Annotated in this window: 16 protein-coding genes; 10 read left to right on the plus strand and 6 right to left on the minus strand. The window is 41.6% G+C overall.

The features are described from left to right. The 7 genes from ypdE (at position 1) to E4T79_RS00145 (ending at position 6,486) form a co-directional block, all read left to right on the plus strand. Positions 1-1,044 carry an aminopeptidase gene (gene ypdE / locus E4T79_RS00115; RefSeq protein ID WP_135026710.1) on the plus strand — a complete coding sequence of 348 codons (1,044 nt, stop codon included), beginning with the start codon at positions 1-3 and terminating at the stop codon, positions 1,042-1,044. 14 nt (positions 1,045-1,058) lie between these two features. Next, positions 1,059-1,355 (plus strand): PTS lactose/cellobiose transporter subunit IIA, encoded by a 297-nt coding sequence (locus E4T79_RS00120; protein WP_135026711.1) that lies wholly within the window; start codon positions 1,059-1,061, stop codon positions 1,353-1,355. Between the two features lie 15 nt (positions 1,356-1,370). Continuing rightward, positions 1,371-1,703, plus strand: coding sequence for a PTS sugar transporter subunit IIB (locus E4T79_RS00125; RefSeq protein ID WP_135026822.1), 333 nt, complete (start codon positions 1,371-1,373; stop codon positions 1,701-1,703). Positions 1,704-1,725: 22 nt separating this feature from the next. Then, positions 1,726-3,051, plus strand: coding sequence for a PTS transporter subunit EIIC (locus tag E4T79_RS00130; RefSeq protein ID WP_135026712.1), 1,326 nt, complete (start codon positions 1,726-1,728; stop codon positions 3,049-3,051). A gap of 13 nt (positions 3,052-3,064) precedes the next feature. Next, positions 3,065-4,120: an aminopeptidase P family protein gene (locus E4T79_RS00135; protein ID WP_245168019.1), complete on the plus strand. Its 1,056-nt coding sequence runs from the start codon at positions 3,065-3,067 to the stop codon at positions 4,118-4,120. A gap of 4 nt (positions 4,121-4,124) precedes the next feature. Continuing rightward, complete coding sequence (locus E4T79_RS00140) at positions 4,125-5,318, plus strand: PatB family C-S lyase (protein ID WP_135026714.1); 1,194 nt, start codon at positions 4,125-4,127, stop codon at positions 5,316-5,318. A 187-nt stretch (positions 5,319-5,505) separates the two neighbouring features. Then, entirely contained in the window at positions 5,506-6,486 is a 981-nt protein-coding gene (locus tag E4T79_RS00145) for a polyprenyl synthetase family protein (RefSeq protein WP_135026715.1), read from the plus strand. 222 nt (positions 6,487-6,708) lie between these two features. Here the strand turns inward: E4T79_RS00145 and cydC are convergent, their stop codons facing one another. The 5 genes from cydC to E4T79_RS00170 form a co-directional block, all read right to left on the minus strand. After that, on the minus strand, positions 6,709-8,457 hold the full coding sequence (gene cydC / locus E4T79_RS00150) for a thiol reductant ABC exporter subunit CydC (RefSeq protein ID WP_135026716.1): 1,749 nt from the start codon (positions 8,455-8,457) through the stop codon (positions 6,709-6,711). Then, positions 8,450-10,168, minus strand: a complete 1,719-nt coding sequence (gene cydD, locus E4T79_RS00155) for a thiol reductant ABC exporter subunit CydD (RefSeq protein WP_135026717.1) — start codon at positions 10,166-10,168, stop codon at positions 8,450-8,452. The genes cydC and cydD overlap by 8 nt, the downstream gene beginning before the upstream one ends. Further along, positions 10,158-11,186: a cytochrome d ubiquinol oxidase subunit II gene (gene cydB / locus E4T79_RS00160; protein WP_135026718.1), complete on the minus strand. Its 1,029-nt coding sequence runs from the start codon at positions 11,184-11,186 to the stop codon at positions 10,158-10,160. The genes cydD and cydB overlap by 11 nt, the downstream gene beginning before the upstream one ends. After that, positions 11,187-12,614, minus strand: coding sequence for a cytochrome ubiquinol oxidase subunit I (locus E4T79_RS00165; protein ID WP_135026719.1), 1,428 nt, complete (start codon positions 12,612-12,614; stop codon positions 11,187-11,189). A 452-nt stretch (positions 12,615-13,066) separates the two neighbouring features. Then, entirely contained in the window at positions 13,067-13,969 is a 903-nt protein-coding gene (locus tag E4T79_RS00170; protein WP_135026720.1) for a prenyltransferase, read from the minus strand. Between the two features lie 538 nt (positions 13,970-14,507). Here E4T79_RS00170 and E4T79_RS00175 point away from each other — a divergent pair. From E4T79_RS00175 to E4T79_RS00185, 3 genes are read left to right on the plus strand one after another with little or no spacing between them, the layout of a single operon-like run. Further along, entirely contained in the window at positions 14,508-15,761 is a 1,254-nt protein-coding gene (locus E4T79_RS00175; RefSeq protein ID WP_135026721.1) for a DUF2130 domain-containing protein, read from the plus strand. After that, positions 15,758-16,207, plus strand: coding sequence for a GNAT family N-acetyltransferase (locus E4T79_RS00180; RefSeq protein WP_135026722.1), 450 nt, complete (start codon positions 15,758-15,760; stop codon positions 16,205-16,207). The genes E4T79_RS00175 and E4T79_RS00180 overlap by 4 nt, the downstream gene beginning before the upstream one ends. After that, positions 16,197-16,961, plus strand: a complete 765-nt coding sequence (locus E4T79_RS00185) for an aminoglycoside adenylyltransferase domain-containing protein (protein ID WP_167752582.1) — start codon at positions 16,197-16,199, stop codon at positions 16,959-16,961. Before E4T79_RS00180 ends, E4T79_RS00185 begins: the two co-directional genes overlap by 11 nt. A 371-nt stretch (positions 16,962-17,332) precedes the next feature. Here E4T79_RS00185 and E4T79_RS00190 read toward each other — a convergent pair whose 3' ends face one another. Continuing rightward, positions 17,333-17,800: a hypothetical protein gene (locus E4T79_RS00190; RefSeq protein WP_135026724.1), complete on the minus strand. Its 468-nt coding sequence runs from the start codon at positions 17,798-17,800 to the stop codon at positions 17,333-17,335. Positions 17,801-17,802: the final 2 nt, after the last annotated feature.

A 17,802-nucleotide genomic window follows, 5' to 3' on the forward strand; every position in this document is an offset into this window, starting at 1 on the left:
ATGAGTATTGAACTGTTGGCAGCTCTATCGAATGCAGATAGCATTGCCAGTAACGAAACAGAAGTGAGGAAAGTCTTATGTCAGGAGTTAGATGGATTGCCTTTTACTAAATGCTATGATGGTTTAGGAAGCCTGATTTTTAGCAAAGAAAGCAAAGAAACGAATAAGAGTATCATGATTTGTGGTCACTTAGATGAGGTTGGCTTTATGGTGCGGACAATTAGTGAAACAGGTCTGATGTATCTCATGGTAGTAGGAGGTGTCAAACCTCTAGCACAACATTTTCAAAAAGTGAGGATTACAACTTTTGACGGTCAAAAGATTATCGGCTTTGTTTCAGCTAGCTATCGCAATAGTATGACGGAAGAGTTGATTTGTGATATTGGTGCTTCGTCTTATGAAGAAGTGGTTAGCCTAGGCATTGAAGTCGGTAATATGGTCTGTTTTGATAGCACCTTTGAAGAGTTAGCACCAACATCCATGTATATGGGCAAGGCCTTGGATAACCGCATAGCCTGCTATATTATGGCTCAATTAATGAAAGATATTGCCTACAAAGAAGTGCCAATCACCATTCATTTTGCATTTACCAGTAGTGAAGAAGTGGGAATTAGAGGGGCAAAGACGAGCACGAAACTGGTCAATCCAGATAGTGTTTTCGTGATTGATGTGGCGACGTATAGCGATTCGACAACCCGAAATCATCTGAATCAGCGACAAGTTGGGAAAGGTCCTATTTTGACCCATTTTGATCGGACCTTAGCCCCAAATCTACAGATGATTGCTTTTATTAAAAAGATTGCTAGCCAGTATCAGATTCCCTTGCAGTTAGATATGTTTTCATCAGGAGGGACAGATGGTGGTCAGGCTCATCTAGTCAATGAAGGAAAGCCTACAGTGGTGACTATTGTCCCTGTTCGGCATGGACATTGTCCTTATTCTCTGGTTAGTATGAGAGATATCAATCAGATGATTGATCTGTATCGGGCTATGATTATGAATTGTTCGGCAGCTGTTTGTGACCAATTTCAATCGTTTACTTAGATAGGAGAAAGAGTATGGAAGAAGTAGAAATTGTCAAAATGATTGCTATCTCGGGGGATAGCAAGGCGAAAGCATTTGAAGCCTTGAAATGTCTTAAAGAAAAAGATATTGCAAGAGCCAAAGCCTTGATTAAAGAATCGAGGCAATTAGATTTAGAAGCGCATAATCTTCAAACAAATCTAATTAGCAAGGAGTTAATGGGAGAGGAAGATACAAAGGTGACCTTGTTAATGGTACACGCTCAAGATCATTATATGATTAGCCAGCTTGCCAGAGATTTGATTGAAGCGATGATTGCTATTTACGAATAGAAAAGGGGTAAAATGATGAAAATTTTGTTATGTTGTGCAGGTGGTTTTTCGACCAATATGTTGATGCAAAATATGCGAAAAGTTGTGCAAAAGAGTGAGGTGTTAAACGATAAGGATTTTGACTTTACAGCCATTCCAGTTGATGCCTTGGAACAAGAAATTGATGGTTGGGATATTGTCTTAGTCGGACCACAAATCGCTCATAAACTTGAGTATATCAAATCTGTACTAGAGCCAAGAGGACTTCCTTATGCTGTCGTTGATAAAGATATTTATGGTCAAATGGATGGGGCTACAGTATTAAAATTGGCACTTGTGACCCAGCGGAAACATGCATTGAAGCTATAAAATAGGGAAAGGAACCATCGCTATGTTTGAAAAATTTGAAGCGTTTATGAATCACTTTTTTCTCCCCTTGGCACGCAAGGTAGATAACCAGCAACATTTGAGCGCGATTAAGGCAGGCATGGTCGCCATGACTCCCTTTACTATTTTGGGAAGTTTCTTTGCTATATTACCTGCTTTACCCAATATGCTAGGAGAAAAAAATGTTGTTAGTCAATTTATACTAGGAAATGTAGAATTGTTTGCTTTACCTGTTACGCTTTCAATCGGTTTGATTGGGCTTTACTCTAGTATGGCTATTTCCTTTAATCTAGCTAACCACTACAAGCTCTATATTCCTGGAGCGGTTACTCAGGCGGTCTTTGCTTTCCTCTTTCTAACGATTCAATTTACAGAAGACGGCAATGTTAGTCTGTCAAATTTAGGGGCAAAAGGGTTGTTTACGTCGATGATTGCTTCTATCGTGACGGTTGAACTCTACCAGTTCTGCAAGAAGAGAAATTTGACTATTCGCATGCCAGAGGGTGTTCCTGATTTTGTGTCTAAATCCTTTGAGTTAATTCCCGTCACCTTGATTGTTGCGGGTAGCTTTATTTTGACACGTTTTGCATTACTATCAACAGTTGGTGAACTTCCTCCGACCATTTTAACCCGTTTCCTCCAGCCTTTAGTGGGTTCAATGGACAATCCGTGGTCTGTCTTAGCCTTGAATTTCTGTATTTGTACCATTTTCTTCTTTGGTATTCACCCCTCTGTATTCAGTCCGATTACACGACCGATTATGGTTGTTTTTATCGCTGAAAATATTGCGGCCTATCAAGCAGGTCAACCTTTGCCTCATTTCTACACAGCAGGAGCCTCCAGCGCTTTCTTTGGGTTTACAGGTTGCGGTATCTCTATCGGTTGTGTTATTGCTTGTATGCTGTCCAAAAGCAAGCGTTATCGTCAAATCGGTCGTGTCTCGCTCTTTCCGGCCTTATTTGGAATCAATGAGCCAATCTTGTTTGGTGCACCGATTATTTTAAATCCTGTCATGTTTATACCGCATGTATTTGGAGGAGCTATTATTGGTACCTTGCCGATGTTTATGATGCATTGGGGGTTCTTGGACAAGCCGATTTTTGATCCTCCCTATGTGGGTGTCTTTTTGGAGGGATTTTTGACAAATGGGGACTGGCGCTCCATTATAGCAAATGTCCTCCAGCTTATACTAACAGTTGCGCTTTATTGGCCTTTCTTTAAGGTAATGGAAAAACAAGAGCTAGAGGCGGAGCAAAGAGTGGAAGCAGAAAAGGAAATCTTTACAGCATCCGAGGTGGATATTTTAGACGAACTGGGCTTGGATTTTTAAAGGAGAGATAATAGTGATTGATAAAGTGTTCCAGCTATTGGAAAAAAAGCAGCTCGATGCCTTGGTTGTGACATCTGTTCCCAATAAAGTATATTTTCAATCATTAAAAGGGAGCGGTGTCTATCTTGTCATCACTAAGTCAGAAGTAGCCCAATTTTTTGATGGTCGTTACCTAGAAGAAATCAAAGAAAAGACGAATGCCTCTTACCGGCGATATGAGGTCCCAAAAGGTCGTTATTTAGAAGAAATTAGGACCTATCTCTGTAAGCAGGCAGCCACGAGAGTAGGGATTGAACCTGTTGGTTTAACCATTCAAGACTATCATCTTCTAACTGCTACCTTTGACATCTGTTTGTTGCAAGATGAATTAGAGTGCATTCGTTCGATAAAAACAAAGGCAGAATGTCAGAAGATTCAAGCAGTCTGTCAGTTGACTGATGAAGTGTTTACAACGATTCTTCCCCAAATCAAGATTGGTATGACAGAGTTGGAATTGAGTGGCATTATTCATTATGAGGGTTTCAAACGAGGTGCTAGTGCCATGGCCTTTGAGCCAATTATTGCATCTGGTTTTCGAGGAGCTTATCCGCATGGTCGACCGACCACTAAACGGATTGAACATGGTGAATTACTGACGATTGATTTTGGCTTGACTTTGGATCATTATCAATCTGATATGACACGAACGCTAGCTGTTGGGAGCATTGATAGTAAAAGGCGGGAGATATATCAGACCGTATTGTCAGCCCAGAAAAAAGCAGTAGCTGCGGTTAGAAGCGGATTGACTGGAAGTGCTGTAGATCAAATAGCGCGTAAGGTGATTGAAGAAGCTGGTTATGGAGAGTATTTTGCTCATGGTCTAGGCCATGGAATTGGAATGGGCAATGATGTCCCGATTTTAAATCCTAGTAGTCAGACAATTCTTAAAGAGGGAATGGTGATGACCTGTGAGCCTGGCATCTATATACCAGATATTGGTGGCGTTCGGATTGAAGATGTGGTCATGATTCAAGGGGAAATTGGGAAGCAGGTGACACTTTCTGAAAAAGAACTAATAGAAGTGGGGTGATAGGGTGTATAACTTTGATAAACGAATCGATCGCCGTCTGGGAAATTCTAGAAAATGGAATCCCCAACAAATTGCTATGAAGTTTGGACTGGGAGAAGGAGTCATTCCGCTTGATTTGGCCGATATTGATATTGCTGTTGCTGAGCCAATTCAAAAGGCCTTAGTAGAACGAGCAATGATTGCGGACTACAGCTACACTTTTGTACCAGATGAATTTTATGAAGCGGTCATTCATTGGAATGCTAGGCGATTTAACTGCAGGTTGGAAAAAGAGTGGATCAAGCTGACTTTTGGGACCGTTTCTACGCTCTATTATCTTGTTCAGGCTTTTAGTAAGAAAGGGGAAGCAATCATGGTCAATACGCCAGCCTATGCTCCTTTTGCAGAGGCTGTAGTCCATAACGATCGAAAATTGCTGACGAGCTCCCTAGTGAACAAAGAAAATCGCTATTATTTTGACTTCGAAGATATGGAGCATCAATTTCAGACAGAAGCCGTAAAGATGTATATCCTATGCAGTCCTCAAAATCCCTCAGGACGTGTTTGGACGAAAGAGGAACTCTATCAAGTGGCAGAACTTTGCATCAGGTATAATGTTTTACTAGTGTGTGATGAAATTCATCGAGATATCCTTTTTGATTCCACCTCCTTTACTACCATTGCCAATGCGCACCCTGATATCATGGAGCATTGCATTCTCTGCCTATCTCCAAATAAGGCCTTTAATCTTGGAGGCTTAAAAACCTCCTATGTTGTCATTCAAAATCCAGTGATTCGACAGCGCTTTTATCAACAGCTAGAAACAAATTCAATTACCTCTCCGCATGTGTTTGCAGTCCCAGCTGTGATTGCTGCCTATACCCAGTGCGATGACTGGTTGAAGCAACTGACAGACTATATTCAGGGAAATATGACCTTGCTTTATGAATGTTTTAAAGAAATTCCAGAAGCAGTGGTTATGCCAGCAGAATCCTCTTTTTTAGCCTGGATTGATGTGAGCCAACTGTTTAAAAATGAGCTTGAGTTGACAGCTTTTTTCAAGGAAGCAAATCTAACCATGGTTCCAGGTAGTTATTTTGTAAAAGATGGTGAGGGCTTCGTCCGTCTTTGTGTTGCTCTGCCGAGAGATTTATGGCTGGAAGTATTGGACAGATTGAAAAAGACCTATATAAAATATAAAGCAAGAGGCCTGCTGTAGTCTCTTGCTTTGTGTTTGCTTGCTGTAAGCTTTCTGTATCTTATACTCAAAAGGATGCTGCGCCAACTTTGGCCTTAGATATCCCCTTTGGTCAACTGTTTTTCTGTAAAATCTAAACTACTATACTAGCTATTACAGTCTAAATAATGTAAAATAGAGAGCAATTAGGAAATCAAGGAGTTTAAGCATGTCATCGTATTGGAGTGGCTATCCAGATTTGGAAGAAAAACTTGATAGCGTAAGGACAGTGATTGAGCAGAAGATGCACATCCGTAACCAGAGTATTGAACGAGCTGTTGTATCCCTAAATAATGCAGGTGGAAAGTATTTGCGACCGGCTTTTTTCTTTTTATTTGCAGCTTTTGGTGATGCTCCAAAGATAGGCAAGGATCAGTTGGTGACAGCTGCCGCTTCGCTTGAAGTCTTGCATTTGGCAACCCTGGTTCATGATGATGTCATTGATGATTCTCCTCTACGACGCGGACAAGTGACGATTCAAAGTCACTTTGGAAAGGATGTTGCGGTTTATACAGGGGACTTGCTCTTTACAGTCTTTTTTGACTTGCTCCTAGAGTCCATGTCAGGCTCACCTTATCTGCGTGTCAATGCTAAGACAATGAAGAAAATCTTGTTGGGTGAGCTCGAGCAGATGTCTACTTACCACAATCAAGAGCAGACAATTCATGGTTATTTGCGGACTGCTGCAGGAAAAACAGCTGCCTTATTTAAGTTAGCTGCTCGAGAGGGGGCTTATTTTGGCGGAGCGGATGTAGATACGATTCGACTGGCAGGACATGTTGGTTTTTATATAGGAATAGCCTTTCAGATGATCGATGATTTACTAGATTACACAGAAGATAAAGAAGCTCTCAATAAGCCTGTTTTGGAAGATATTAGTCAGGGAATCTACAATTTACCGCTAATCTGTGCTCTTCAAAAAAATCCAGCTGTCTTTCGTCCCTATCTTGATAAGCAACAGGCTATGACAGTAGAAGATGTCGAAGCAGTGGTTTACTTGATGAAGAAAGAAGGTGGGCTAGAAGAAGCGCGTATGTTAGCCGCACGCTTTACTCAAAAGGCCGTCGCAGTAATTGCCCAATTACCACTTCACCCAGCAAAAGATCGATTGCTCCAGATGACCGAACGCTTATTAGAAAGAAGTAGTTAAGGCTCTGAACTGTTGAGAAAAGGAATTACTTTTCTTATCTGGCACTTAAACTAATTGATAAGTATTTTTGACGAGTATCCGTATAGGATAAAGAAAAAGGTTGGGAATCCAACCTTTTTGATTGTTATAGTCTTTAGTACTAGGCAAGGAGCTTGCAGGCTAGAGTACGGCAAAGCGAGTGAACGAAGTCATGAAAGATAAACGAAATGACTATACTCTTTCCTATATTTCACCATCATCAACAGCCTTAAGGTGTCGAAAACGTGGGCTAGTTTCGGTTAGAAAAGCGAGGCTACCTGCCATTTCGAGTTTACCATTTTCCAGGAATATGACGCGGTCTGCATACTCAATTCCTTTTAAATGGTGGGTAATCCAGATAACCGTTTTTTCTCCTAGTTCTTCCATAAAGGTGGCTAAGACTTGCTTTTCGGTAATTGGATCTAATCCAACGGTTGGCTCATCCAAAATCACGACAGGTGTTTCTTTTAGTAGAATACGGGCAAGGGCAATCCGATGTCTTTCTCCCCCTGAGAAACGAAAGCCAGCTTCATCCACCATCGTATCCAGTCCCTGCGGTAATGCTTCCACCATCTCCTTTAAACCAACGCGCTCAAGAACCTGCCATACTTGATCTGGACTGGCCTCTTCATTTCCTATACGGATATTATTGAGCAGGCTAGTCCGAAATAAGTAGGGTGCTTGTTGGATCACACTGATATAAGAAGATGAGATTTCCCCAAGTGCTGTTGTTGGTACGCCCCCAAAGAGAAGTCTGCCTGCGCTAGGCTGTAAATCTCCCCGTAATAAGCTTGTTAGGGTACTTTTGCCCGAACCACTTCGACCGAGAATGGCAAGTTTTTCTCCCTGAGGAATGGTCAAATCGAGCAGGTCTAGTACCAGCTTTCTGTCATTTGGATAGGAGAAACTGAGTTTTTCAATTTTAAAATCATAGGGGGCTTGCGGATGCTTGTCTGTGATTGCATTAGCTCGTAAATGAGGCAGGGCATTGAGCCGTTCGAGCGAGTCTGCATAGCTATCGGCCTCTTGACTGGCTGTTGAAAGTCCTGTAAAGGCATCTATAAGGGGAAGCCATGAGAGGACAAAAGCTGCGACCCAGTTGGCTTCTCCGCCATGATTGCCAGTAAACTGCCCGCTAGCCCAGAAAAAGGTAGCAAGAATCAAGAGTCCATATGCCAGTTCAAAGATAAGCGTCCGTTTATTTTGAAAAGCTTTCATTTTGGCTTGAACAGCTATGAGCTGGTCTTGGGAACGTTCGTGAAGGGCGACATATTCTTGCCCTCTTTGGCTGAAAATCCAATCGGAAACTCCTAAGACATTATCTGTCAATTCTGTATAGAGGCCATTTTTCAAGGTCTTTTCTTTTTGCTGTCTTGCACCATTGACCAGAACAGATAGGAGGGGAAAGACAAGGATTAGAAGTGCTAAGTAGAGCAGCATGAACGATGCAAACCACCAAGAAAAGAAACCAAGAGCAATGACGATAAAGATGTAGAGTATCCAAGCGATGACAGTTGGGAAAACAGTCCGTAAATAGAGGTTTTGCAGATGGTTAATGTCTTCAGCCAAAAGCCCGATAACATCACCCAAGCGAAAATCACGCTTGATAAAAATCGCATCTTGCTCCAACGTCTGATAGAGTTTGAGACGGAGTTTGGAGGTCATTTTGAGGACCCAGTTATGGCTGGTTAGTCGCTCTAAATAGCGAAAGACAGGTCGAGCAATTCCAAAGGTTCGTGTGAGAACGATAGGAATGTAGACTAAGAGAATATTGGTCGGACGAGAGGCAGATTTGCTGATGAGAAAGCCTGAAATAAACATCAAGGCACCTGCACTAAAGAAAGTCAAAAAGCCAAGCAGTACAGCAATCCCTAGAGCTAGCTTATATTGTTTAAAAAATGGTTTGACCCAGCGGTCCTCTTTTATGATACGAAATAAAGGGATATTAGTCATGGCTTCCTCCCATTGCGGTTTTTAGATGATAGAGTTTGCCTTTTTGGGCTAGCAGATCATCGTAGGTTCCCATCTCAACGATTTTTCCCTGGTCTAGTACTAGGATATAGTCCATCTGGTGGAGCCAGTGGAGCCGATGGGTGGCCAGAAGAACCAAGCGATTATCCATCAGCGGTAGCATTTTTTCCTTGAGCTCTAACTCTGTTTCAATATCAAGGTGAGCAGTCGGTTCATCAAGTAAGAGAATACGACGCTCTCTATCAAGAAAGGCACGAGCAAGAACGATCCGCTGCGCCTGCCCACCACTGAGAGGACGCGCACCATTTCCAATGCGGGTGTCGAGTCCCTCTGGTAAACTAGCCACTAAGTCGTCTAAACCGACCACCGAAATGGCTTCTCTCACCTGTGTATCGCTTGCAGAGGGGGTGTAGAAAGTAATATTGTCACGTAGGCTCATTTCAAAGACATAAGGATGTTGAGGAATGTAGAGCAGTTGCTTTCGCCAATCCTCTTGATCGAGGTTGGTTAGCTGAACATCGTCTATCCGAATATCCCCTTTTTCAGGCCCTAAAAATCCGCTCAAGAGATTGATGAAGCTGGATTTTCCAGAGCCACTCATACCAATAATACCGATTTTTTGATAGCCAGAAAGAGTAAGCGACGTTCCTGCAAAGAGTTTTTTTTCTCCATAGGCTATGGAAATGTCCTCTAGTTCCAAACAGCTATCATTATTCCAAGTGGTTATACTTACCTGCTCTTGACGGATACTAGGAGTTTTTAAGATTTTCTGAATACTTTGCAGGGCGTTTTTTCCGTCCAAGGTTGCATGATAGTCGCTTGAAAAATCGCGTACAGGTAGGAAGTATTCTGGTGCTAAGATAAGAATAGTCAAGGCAGGAAATAGTAGCATCTGCCCATTAATCAAGCGAAGTCCGAGGAGCACAGCGACCACTGCAATGGACAAGGTTGTAAAAAAATCGAGCGCAAAGGTGGATAAAATCCCAATCCGTAGGGCATTCATAGTTGCCTTGCGGAAATTTTCGCTAGTCTGGTAAATAGTTTTGGAATAGGATTTACTACGGCCGAAAAATTTCAAGGTATCAAGACCTCGGAGTGTATCCAAAAAGTGATTGGAGAGCAGTTGATATTGTGCATATTGACGATCTGCTCGGGCTTGTGCAGCGTATCCTAAGATAATCATAAAAATAATGATAATTGGAAAGACGATGAGAAGAACCAAGCCTGATTCCCAGTCTAAGTAAAAGATATAAATCAGAATCAGCCATGGAATGATGCTCATATTCATCATTTTATTTAAGATGAGATGTAGATAATTTTCCACCAAGGAAATCCCGTCTAAGGCCATGGTGATGACATTTCCAGATCCTTCTTTTTGAACGATATGGGGCCCTAATTCAAATATTTTGCGGAGCAGTTGTCCTCGAAGCTGGCTGGCCTGCTGACTGGAGAATCTGTCCAAGTGCTCATTTTTGAGATAATGAATGATGTGGCGTCCGAGATAGCAGATGAAAAAGCACATGGCAGGTAGAAGCTGCTCCTCTAAAGGTTTGCCTCCCCAGACACCTGTGATAGCCTGACTGAGTCCCGCAGCTTGTCCGATAATAAAGATTGCCTGAAGGATGTCTAATCCTGCAAGCAATCCTAGTAGTTTATGAACACCAGACAAGCGCATCACAGCTTTATCCAGCATGGTGTTCCTCCGTTCCAATGACTGGCAACTTAATCCGTTTTCTAAAGATATAGTAGGTCCAAGCAGTGTAGGCCAAGACAAATGGGACCAGTGTTAGAGCCACTAGAGACATGATGCCAAGTGTATAAGGTGATGATGAAGCTGTTTCGATTAGTAGGTCATATTGTGAGTCAATAGAACTAATCATCACACGCGGGAAAAGTCCTTGGAATAAGAGGACAACGACCGCTACTAAGGAAAGTCCACTAGCAAGAAAGGCTGTCATTTCAGCTTCTTTTATGACAGATAGATGGGCGACTATGGTAAGGACTACAATTGTGATAACCAAAGTCAAGGTTGACATAAGGTGCAGTTCGAAGAAGTCTGTCTTGAAAAAGAGCAGAATGGCAAAGGCTACCAAACCGAGATAGAGGATAAGGTAGAGTTTTTGAGCGTATTGACGAGCACGTATGCGAACATGGCCGTCTGTTTTTAGACTGATGTAATTCAACCCATGTAGGTAGGTCAAGAGAACCATAGCTACGCCACCAATCAGTGAAAATAGGTTAAAGTAGTCGCCGAATTGGGCAGTCATATTGCCATTTTCATCTAGAGGCATTCCTTGAACTAAACTGATAAACATAATACCGAAAAAGAAAGGGACAAGGAAAGAGCCGATAGACAAGGCCCAATTCCAGCCTTGTTTTTCTGCTACTGGGACTTTGTGGCGGAATTCAAAGGAAACACCCCGGATAATCAATCCGACCAAAATCATCAATAAGATAAGGTAGTAACCACTAAATAAAGAAGCGTACCAGTAGGGGAAAGAGGCAAACATAGCACCACCTGCAGTTAACAACCATACCTCATTTCCGTCCCAAACAGGACCGATGGTTTCAACAATCTGATCTTTTTCTTGCTCGTTTTTTGCGAGCGACTGAACGGCCATACCTACTCCAAAGTCAAATCCTTCGAGGAAGAAGAAGCCGGAAAAGAGCAGGCCGATGAGAAAGAACCATAATAATTGTAAGTTGCTCATTTAAAATGCCTCCTTGTTAAATGTGTCAACAGAAGAATAGCCACCCATGTGAAGCCCGTCCTGTTGGTACTCAGGTCCGTGCTGTAATTCGCGGATAACTAATTTAATCATCGTGATAGCTAGAGCAGTAAATAAGATGAAGTAAATAATATTTGAGATAGTCAAGGAAGCAACAGAAACGTTTGGAGATACGCTTTGTTCAATGGTAAAAAGACCATAGACTGTCCAAGGATAGCGTCCCTGTTCGGCTACAATCCAACCGAAAGTATTTGCTAAAAATGGGGCAAAGGTTGTCAGAGCGACGAGCCAAAGCATCCATTTCTTTTCATAGAGGACAGGACGTTTCTTGCGGGTCCAAAATAGTCCTAGGGCGGAGACAAGGAGCATTAAAGTTCCAAAACCAGCCATGATACGGAAACCGTAAAAGAGCAAGTTAACCATTGGGAAGTAGTTGCGATCACCATATTGGGCAATCAATTCTTCATTGGCTGTATCCATTCCTTTAACAGCACCTGACATCTTATGATAAGACAAGATACTAAGCATGTAAGGGATTTTGACGCCGAAGACCTGTTTGTGCTTAGCTTCATCAGCCCAAGCAACTACTGCCCAAGCAGCGGGATCTCCAGAATCTTCATAGTCCCCTTCCATAGCTGCAAATTTCATGGGTTGATCTTCAATGAGAGCCTGCATCTGTGCATCACCTGCTCCAAGAACAGAGATAGAACCGATTAAGGAGATGATGAGACCGATGCGGATTGATTTTTTATAGAGTGCTTGGCTTGTTTCTGTCAATTTCTCTTTTTTCAAGAGACGAAAAGCAGACAGACCTGCAACTAAGATACCTCCCATGGTAATGGCACCAGTAATCACATGGCTGTATTCATAGATAAATTGTGGATTGGTAATCAAGGCACCAAAGTCGGTCATCTGCGCACGACCATTGACCACTTCATAGCCGACGGGGTGCTGCATGAAGCTGTTGGCTATCAAAATCCACATGGCAGACATGAAAGAACCAAGTACGACCAACCAAATAAAGGTGGCATGGAGTTTTTTGCTAATTTTTTTATTTTCCCAGGTGAACATCCAAAGTCCCAAGAAAGTTGATTCCATAAAGAAAGCAAAGAGAGCCTCAACTGCTAGAGGAGCTCCAAAAATATCTCCTACGAAGCGAGAGTAGTCAGACCAGTTCATTCCAAATTGGAATTCTTGTATAATTCCTGTTACGACGCCGACTGCGAAACTAAGTAGCATGATGTTGCCCCAGAATTTCGTTAATTTTTTATATTCTTCTTTGTTGGTAACGACATAGCAGGTTTCCATAATGGCTACGACTAAAGCTGTACCAATACTGAATGGAACAAAGAAGAAGTGAAAGATAGTGGTCATCGCAAACTGTAGACGAGCCAAAGTTTCTATCGTCATAATATCCTCCGATTGAGGAGCTGAACGGTCTGTTCAGTTCCTTTCCTAAAATTTCTTTTTTCTATATCATAACATGTTTCATCAATTAATGGTAGAGATTAAGGCAATAATGTTTAGGGTAGTGCTTCCTACTCGTTCAACAATCAACATTTGACGTCGTTGCCTGACCTTGCTGAGCTTCCGTTTTCTCTTCTGCTTAGAGGAGGCTAGCTTTATTTCCCCTAGCTTCATCTTTCACAAATCTTAGCTGTGAAAGCCAGTCAGATGTTGAGGTTTAGAGAGTATCCGTTTTTATTTCGTAACGTGAAGACAACTGTTATAGTCTTTTCGTTTACTTTTAGTACTAGGCAAGGAGCTGCAGGCTGTACTGGAGTACGGCAAAGCGAGGTAACGAAGTCATAAAAGATAAGCGAAATGACTATAAGCCATCGTTTCTCGATCTTTTATAGGGCTTAAGGTAAGATGATTCCAAGAGCATAGGTGAGAACATGCATGGTGGAGCCCAGTGCCAAAATCTTGATGGCACATGGGAATGTTTCTGATTTTACCTGTTTCTGGTATAAGAGTTTGGTCTGCTTTACGATAAAGGGAAGCAGAAGTAGGCTGAGGAGGCATGTAGGTGGGGCAATTCCTAACCAAGTTTGACAGACAATAGCAAGTAGGGCTACTCCGTTTGCAGTAGCAAACAGATAGAGCCCGCCCTTGATTCCGATATAGTGAACCAGAGTGTATCGGTGGTTTCGTTCATCTTCTTCCTTATCGCAGAGATTATTGGCTAGCATGAGATTGGCAATCCAGAGGGTATTGGGAAGAGCAATGAGAAAAATCTGGACAAGCGTTTGGAAGTTCCAGATAAAATGAGGAGCAGTATTGAGGTAGACGCAGATAAGAGTGATCATAAACCCCATGGTAAAACCTGAACAAATCTCTCCTAAAGGTAGGTTGGATAAGGGTTTTGGACCGGATGAGTAGAAGATTCCAATAGCATAGCAAAATCCTCCCATGACCAATAATGGCCAGCCAAGGAACCATGATAAGAGCAGTCCGATGAAGAGGGAGAGTGTAAAAAGCACCAGCATAAGCCGTTCAACGACAGGCAGGGACAAGTTTTCCCGTCCGATGATATTGGTCTTTTCTTGATAGTCTAAGTCTACAGCATGCCGATAGTCGTTATAATTATCCCAGACATCGACAAACATATTGAACAAGAGCATGGCGATAAAGTAGAGGCCAACATAAAGAGGACGCACCTCTCCATAGGCGTAGTAACTAAAACACATCCCAATCAAAAAGGGCAATATACTAGCTGTTTTTGCCTTTACTTCTACTAGTTCCAAAAAAATAGGTAATGACATGATTTCCTCCTTTTTCAACCCTGCCATTATATAGGAAAAGATTTAAATTTGGAAATAATTAGAACTGAAAAAAGCCTAACATAAGGAAATGGTCGAAAAATGAGGTTTCTTCTTGAGAGGAATGGGCTAAACATCATTTTTAGGAATGTGAGAGATAGAAAGAACAGAAGTTTCTGGCATTTTTTGCTATACTAGAGGTAGTCTATTGTATAAATCTAGTTTTTTAGTTTATTTTTAGTGTTGATTCCAATAGATTGGGAACTGGGTTTAAAAAGAGTATAAGTCGTATCAATAGTTGCAGGCTGTTTATATAGTTCTGTGGACTATAGTATCATGTGGGGGAAGTAAAGCTTGCCAAAGCAAGTGACCATTGTAAGGGACGGTCAGGCTTTCCCCTCATCCGGTGGATTAGGGGAAGTTGGAAATAAGGAAGCGAAGTTTCCTTGCTCGTTGAAAGAATAATAAAAGAGACGCAGATGTTTCGATTTTAGCCGATTGCAGCTGTGACTCCCTTTAGGTATAAATGAAAGGAGAAAATATGCAGACACTAACATGTCCGCACTGCGGAGTAGCTTTTCAGGTCAATGAAACCGAATATAGCCAATTATTGGCTCAGGTTCGAGGAGCAGAATTTGAAAAAGAGGTGCATGAACGCTTGGCGCGTGAGACTGAATTAGTTGCAGAAAAGGTCAAAAATGATTTGCAGAAACAGGTAGCAAAGCGGGATAAGGAAATTGCTGAATTAGCTACGAAGCTAGAGCAGTCAGAGAAGCAGACAGAATTGGAAGTTCGTTCTGCCTTGTCTCAAAAAGAGCAGGAAGTTCTTGCTCTTGAGGCTCAGATTGAGAAAGTGCGCTTAGAGAAAGAACATGAATTACAACTGGCTCTTTCGTCCCTGGAAAAGGAGTGTGAGGCGGTCAAGACAGAATTGCTCTTGCAAGAACAAAAGCAGGAGTTAGCTCTTGCAACGACCAAACAGGAGTTTGAATTGCAATTAAAAGTGGCCAATGAACAGGTCGAATTTTATAAAAACTTCAAAGCTCAACAGTCGACGAAAGCTATCGGGGAGAGTTTGGAATTATATGCAGAGGCAGAGTTTAACAAGGTTCGCCATCTAGCCTTTCCCAATGCCTATTTTGAAAAGGACAATCTAATCTCTAGTCGCGGATCAAAAGGAGATTATATTTACCGTGAGGTAGACGAAAATGGTGTGGAAATCCTCTCTATCATGTTTGAGATGAAAAATGAAGCAGATGGCACGGTAAAAAAGCATAAGAATGAAGACTTTTTTAAGGAATTGGACAAAGACCGCAGGGAGAAAGAATGTGAATATGCAGTGCTAGTCACTATGCTAGAAGCTGATAATGATTACTACAATACAGGGATTGTGGATGTCAGTTATAAACATGAAAAAATGTACGTGGTCCGTCCCCAATTTTTCATTCAGCTGATTGGAATTTTACGCAATGCAGCTATGAATGCTCTCAAATATAAGCAGGAATTGGCTCTAGTAAGAGAGCAGAATGTTGATATTACTCATTTTGAAGAGGATTTGGAAAGTTTCAAAAACGCCTTTGCCAAGAACTATCACTCTGCTAGTACGAATTTCCAAAAGGCTATTGATGAGATTGATAAAGTTATCAAGCGCATGGAAGCGGTCAAGGCAGCTCTTACGACTAGCGAAAATCAATTACGACTGGCTAATAATAAACTGGAAGATGTCACTGTCAAAAAGCTAACTCGGAAAAATCCAACCATGAAAGCTAAATTTGAAGCCTTGAAGGAGCAATGATGATTCGAACGTATCAAGAAGAAGATGCCGTAGCTTGTCAGCAGTTATTGTCAGAATTAGGCTATCCTAGTCAGCTTGCGGACCTACAAGGGCGCTTTCGTCAACTGTTGGCGAAACAAGAGTATGACTTGCTAGTCTTTGAGCAGGGTGGACAGGTGATTGGCTTGATTGGCTATGCTCAAATGTATTTCTTTGAAAGCAACGGAAGCTATTTGCGCATACTAGCTTTGGTTGTAAACAGGCATCACCGCCAAAAAGGGGTTGCCACTGCTTTATTGGATAAGGTGAAAGCTATTGGCAAAGAAGCTGGCTGTCAGGCTTTGGCCTTAAACAGTGGTCTAGGGAATGACCGACAGATTGCCCACCGTTTCTATGAGCACTATGGATTTGAGAAAAAAGCGATCGGCTTTGCCTATCAACTTGAGGAGAAAGAGTATGGAGAATAGAGTCATCAGCGTCCTAGATAACATAAAGGAGGAAATAATCTCCTTATTAGATTCTAACCTCTGTGGGATTTATTTGCATGGCTCTTTGGCCTATGATTGCTTTTCCTGGGAGCAAAGTGATATTGATTTTTTAGTGGTGGTTAAGAAATCCTTGAAGTTAGCGGAAAAAGCAAGATTGATTCACGCCTTAATGGAAATTGAGCACCTTGGTCCGAAAAAGGGGCTTGAGATGAGTGTTGTCTGTGAGAAAGATCTTAGACCTCCCTGCTTTCCTATGCCCTATCATTTGCACTATTCTAAGCAACATCAAAAAGCAGCCAAAGAAAATGTATCCTTGTATTGTGACAATATGCAAGGAGTCGATCTGGATTTGACTGCTCATATCATGGTTGTTTGTCAAAGGGGAATAGCCCTATATGGAAAAGAGCTTACGGAAGTCTTTCAAGTACCTACACGAAAAGACTATTTAAATAGTGTGTGGTACGATATTGAAAATAGCTTAACGATGGTGACAAAAGATCCCGTATCTACCATTTTAAACCTCTGTCGGACATTGGCCTATGTGAGAGAAGAAACATTTTTATCCAAGAAAGAGGGCGGAGAATGGGCACTTGGACATTGTTCGCAGCACTATACAGCAATGCTAAACCACATTCTCAAAGCCTATCAAGCCGGCTCTATTGTAGTCCCTACAGCCTTGATGATTCAGTTTGTACAGGAAAGTCTAGATGAACTGGCTGGACATGTTGGCTAAATTCTAAAAGGCTTCTCATTTCCTATTGCTCGAATTTTAGAACTTTGTGATGGAGTTGGGTTTTTGCCCAACCTTTTCATGTGTACAAAATCTTACTAGAGCGTTAAAGACTATATGAAAGCTGAACAAGTATTTCTCTTGTTCAGCTTTCATATAGTTTTTTAGTACTAGGCAACGAGCTGTAGGCTGTACTGGGGTACGGCAAAGCGAGTGGACGAAATATTAAAAGATAAACGAAATGACTATACTATCTGCTACTCTTTGAAAATCAAAAGGATATCTTGTCAACCTATTCCCTTAAAATATGGAGGAACAATGTTCTATCTTCGATTACGTTTCCCTGTCTATTTTTGGTTTTCTTGGGGCAGGAGTTATTTCCTCACTAACTTGTACAACCACAATAGATTGAAGAGCTTCGGCTTTTTTTGGGCATCAATGACAGGTTTGATGGTTTCGTACATCTTATCTTTTATTTCTTCTTCATTTACTTGACTTATATCTAGTAATTTATAGTCAGGGGGTGTAGTTCCATATCTTAGGTTAAGTTTATTATCAAAGTAATATCTATTTTCATCGTTACTTAGGTATGAATATCCATTAGTTGTTTTCTCAATAGAGGGATAGTGGGGTGTATAAGAACTGTTAAAATTTCGAATCAGATTGAAACCACCAGTAAAAAAGTACATCTTAGGAATATCCTTGTGATGTAAGCTCCTAAGATTGGTGATGGTTACCTTAATGACGTTGTCCCTCCTTTCTTTCTCTGATGTGGCTAATTGTTCTTCATAATAGATGGAGTAAGTATTTAGGTTCTCGAATACGAGGTAGAAAGTGAGCATGC

The sequence above is a fragment of the Streptococcus sp. LYSM12 genome, from assembly GCF_004569635.1.
Classification (GTDB): Bacteria; Bacillota; Bacilli; order Lactobacillales; family Streptococcaceae; genus Streptococcus.

Bases quoted from the DNA above. Each gene is read 5' to 3' on its own strand.
- ypdE (WP_135026710.1), top strand. From the start codon at position 1: ATGAGTATTGAACTGTTGGCAGCTCTATCGAATGCAGATAGCATTGCC.
- E4T79_RS00120 (WP_135026711.1), top strand. From the start codon at position 1,059: ATGGAAGAAGTAGAAATTGTCAAAATGATTGCTATCTCGGGGGATAGC.
- E4T79_RS00125 (WP_135026822.1), top strand. From the start codon at position 1,371: ATGAAAATTTTGTTATGTTGTGCAGGTGGTTTTTCGACCAATATGTTG.
- E4T79_RS00130 (WP_135026712.1), top strand. From the start codon at position 1,726: ATGTTTGAAAAATTTGAAGCGTTTATGAATCACTTTTTTCTCCCCTTG.
- E4T79_RS00145 (WP_135026715.1), top strand. From the start codon at position 5,506: ATGTCATCGTATTGGAGTGGCTATCCAGATTTGGAAGAAAAACTTGAT.
- cydC (WP_135026716.1), bottom strand. From the start codon at position 8,457: ATGACTAATATCCCTTTATTTCGTATCATAAAAGAGGACCGCTGGGTC.
- cydD (WP_135026717.1), bottom strand. From the start codon at position 10,168: ATGCTGGATAAAGCTGTGATGCGCTTGTCTGGTGTTCATAAACTACTA.
- cydB (WP_135026718.1), bottom strand. From the start codon at position 11,186: ATGAGCAACTTACAATTATTATGGTTCTTTCTCATCGGCCTGCTCTTT.
- E4T79_RS00165 (WP_135026719.1), bottom strand. From the start codon at position 12,614: ATGACGATAGAAACTTTGGCTCGTCTACAGTTTGCGATGACCACTATC.
- E4T79_RS00170 (WP_135026720.1), bottom strand. From the start codon at position 13,969: ATGTCATTACCTATTTTTTTGGAACTAGTAGAAGTAAAGGCAAAAACA.
- E4T79_RS00175 (WP_135026721.1), top strand. From the start codon at position 14,508: ATGCAGACACTAACATGTCCGCACTGCGGAGTAGCTTTTCAGGTCAAT.
- E4T79_RS00180 (WP_135026722.1), top strand. From the start codon at position 15,758: ATGATGATTCGAACGTATCAAGAAGAAGATGCCGTAGCTTGTCAGCAG.
- E4T79_RS00185 (WP_167752582.1), top strand. From the start codon at position 16,197: ATGGAGAATAGAGTCATCAGCGTCCTAGATAACATAAAGGAGGAAATA.
- E4T79_RS00190 (WP_135026724.1), bottom strand. From the start codon at position 17,800: ATGCTCACTTTCTACCTCGTATTCGAGAACCTAAATACTTACTCCATC.